The sequence below is a fragment of the Anaerohalosphaeraceae bacterium genome (genome assembly GCA_035378985.1).
Lineage (GTDB): Bacteria > Planctomycetota > Phycisphaerae > Sedimentisphaerales > Anaerohalosphaeraceae > JAHDQI01.
In genome coordinates this window covers 1-2,536 of sequence record DAOSUR010000041.1, presented here as the reverse complement: position 1 = coordinate 2,536, position 2,536 = coordinate 1, and the positions used below count along the sequence as shown (strand labels likewise).

4 protein-coding genes are annotated in these 2,536 nt (G+C 60.3%); all 4 read right to left on the bottom strand.

Annotation, left to right across the window (positions count from 1 at the left end; genetic code table 11):
- Window positions 1-141 precede the first annotated feature (141 nt).
- The gene (rpsF, locus tag PKY88_13285) at window positions 142-612 is read right to left on the bottom strand and encodes a 30S ribosomal protein S6 (protein ID HOQ06173.1); all 471 of its coding nucleotides are present in this window, start codon (window positions 610-612) and stop codon (window positions 142-144) included.
- A gap of 3 nt (window positions 613-615) precedes the next feature.
- Window positions 616-1,332, bottom strand: a complete 717-nt coding sequence (gene pth / locus PKY88_13280) for an aminoacyl-tRNA hydrolase (protein ID HOQ06172.1) — start codon at window positions 1,330-1,332, stop codon at window positions 616-618.
- Between the two features lie 21 nt (window positions 1,333-1,353).
- Window positions 1,354-2,007 carry a 50S ribosomal protein L25 gene (locus tag PKY88_13275; protein HOQ06171.1) on the bottom strand — a complete coding sequence of 218 codons (654 nt, stop codon included), beginning with the start codon at window positions 2,005-2,007 and terminating at the stop codon, window positions 1,354-1,356.
- A 67-nt stretch (window positions 2,008-2,074) separates the two neighbouring features.
- Window positions 2,075-2,536, bottom strand: a 462-nt coding sequence (gene prs / locus PKY88_13270) for a ribose-phosphate diphosphokinase (protein ID HOQ06170.1), incomplete at its 5' end; no start/stop codon positions are given.

Here is a 2,536-nt window from a genome sequence, read left to right as displayed (position 1 = left end):
GCGTCTGACTGGGCAGATACGTCACCTGCGGGTCCCGCGTCAGATTCCCCATCAGCAGTACTTTATTCAAACTGGCCATCGTCTGTTCTCCTGTCCTGAGTGCTGAAACCGGCCCGACAGGCCGCTCCCGCACGACCGCGTTTATTCAGAGGCCGCCGGTTCGTCCCCCGCCGGTTCCGCACCTGCCGCCTCCGCGGCTGCATCGTCCGCCTCTTCCAGCGGTTCCGGCACCGGCATCGAGCTGCCTTCCGGATGCAGTTCCGCCGGCGTGGGTTTTTCCATATCCTCCCGGCTCATCCGGTCCGCACGAAGAATCAGCACGCGAAGCACACGCTCCGACAGGTTCACATCCCGCTCAATCCCGTGCACCCGCGACGGCTCGCAGTGAAAATACGCCAGAATGTACGTGCCGCGGCTCTTGCCTTCCACCTCATAGGCCAGCCGACGGTCATCCCACTTCTTCAAGCTCACAATGTCCGCACCGGCCCGCTCCAGAAACTTGCGAATAGTTCCCAGGACACCGTCCCAATCCGACGCCGCCAGCGCCGAATCCACCAGGAACAACCCTTCATACAACCGTTTGACCGCTGTTTTCAAATTCAGACCTCCCATACTTTAAGGATTTCTTGTTTCGTCTGGGTTCTCCAGTCCGTTCTTCTCCGGCTCCGTTCCTTCCGGAAAACCGGCACGTTCCCGACTATTGTATCGATTCATCGCCGCCTCGATGCCGTCCCGCACCCAGCACAGAACCGCCTCCGCCGCCAGCTCTGCGGCACGCTCCAGCAAAACCCGCTCTTGCACCGAAGGACGAGACAGAACATAGTCGGCCATCGATTCACTCGGGCAGGAACCAATCCCCACCCGAAGCCGAGCAAATTCTTCACTGTTCACTTTTTCGATAATGTCCGCCAGGCCTTTATGCCCGCCCGACGAACCTTTTGCACGCAGCCGAATTCGGCCCGGTTCCAGCGCCGCATCATCCGTCACCACCAGCAGCCGCTCCAGTCCCAGCCGATAAAACCCCAGCACCGTCGCCACCGCCTGACCGCTGCGGTTCATAAAGGTCTGCGGCTTGACCAGCAGCAGCTTCCGCCCTTCCGCCTGCGCCTCGCGAACCAGCGAACCGAACTTTTTCTTTTCGGCGCCGGCTCCCAGCCGCTCTGCCAGCCGGTCAATCACCTCAAACCCCACATTATGCCGCGTCTTCTCGTAAGCCGCTCCCGGATTGCCCAGGCCCGCCACCACATACAACTCCGACCCCGACGGCTCGGACGGCCGGCAAGCCGCCTTCCCCAGACAATTCCGCAACGTCTTCCAGACTCCGTCCGACACGGCTCTCTCCGAGGCCGAACCTTAGGCCGTTTCGGTTTCTTCTTCCGTCGGCTTGCGCTCCGTAATAACTTCCGGTTCCTGCACCCCTTCGGCAGGGGCAGCCGCTTCTTCGGCTTCCCGGACCTTCGGCAGATGACACAGGCAAATCAGGGCTTCCGGATTGGTCTTCAGCACCACCCCGGCGGGCAGCTCCACATCCTTGGCATGAATCATCTGGTCCAATCCCAATTCCTTGATCGACACGACGAGAACTTCCGGAATTTCCGTCACGCCGCATTCGATTTCCAGATGGTCCAGCATCTGATCCACAATCCCGCCCTCGTGCGAGCCTTTGGCCGTTCCGCGAAGCTCCAGCGGCACCGTCACCGTCACCCGCTCCGACAGGTCCACACGCATCAGATCCGCATGGATAATCTGCTTGCCGAAATGGTCATACTGCAAATCCTTCACCAGCAGGGTCTGCCTGCCGCCAGGCAGCTGCACATCAAAAATCCGGTGCCCGTGATGCAGGGCTTCGACAAAATCATGCGCATTCAGCGAAATGCACACCGGCTCCTGTCCGTGCCCGTACACAATCGCCGGCAGTTTGCCGACCTTCCGGTCCCGAAGCCGTCGGGCTGCTTTGCTGCCTTTCTGCTGCCGAATTTCCGCCTCTAACGTCATCAACTCTGCCATACATGTCCTCTCTGTCTTTCTTTGCCGGCAGGCAGGACTGCTTGGCCGCTTCCCGCCCGCCTCTGTCTTACTCGATTCCGTTAAACAAACCGCTGACGGACAGATTCAGATGAATTCGCCGGACCGCTTCCCCCAGCAGGTCCGCCACACTCAGCACCGTCAGATTGTTCAGCACCGTTCCCTTCGAACCGAGCGGAACACTGTCAGTCACAATCACCTCATCCAGCGGCGCTTTCGGCAGCCGCTCCAGCGCCGGCTTTGCCAAAACACCATGGGTGGCCCCGGCAATAATCTGGCCGGCCCCCCGCTGCTTCAGCAGTTCCGCCGCCCCGCAAATCGTTCCGCCCGTCGTAATCATATCATCGCACATCACAATATTCCGCCCTTCCACCTCCCCGATAATCTCCCCGCAAACCACTTCAGCTCCGTTAACGCGCCGCTTGTGAATAATCGCCAAATCCGCCCCCAGCTTCTGGGCATACCGCGCCGCCTTCTTCATATTCCCCACATCCGGCGCCACCACCGTCAG

What these genes read in the sequence shown, in the direction of transcription:
- rpsF (HOQ06173.1), bottom strand. Translation starts at nt 612, where the DNA reads ATGGGAGGTCTGAATTTGAAAACAGCGGTCAAACGGTTGTATGAAGGG.
- PKY88_13275 (HOQ06171.1), bottom strand. Translation starts at nt 2,007, where the DNA reads ATGGCAGAGTTGATGACGTTAGAGGCGGAAATTCGGCAGCAGAAAGGC.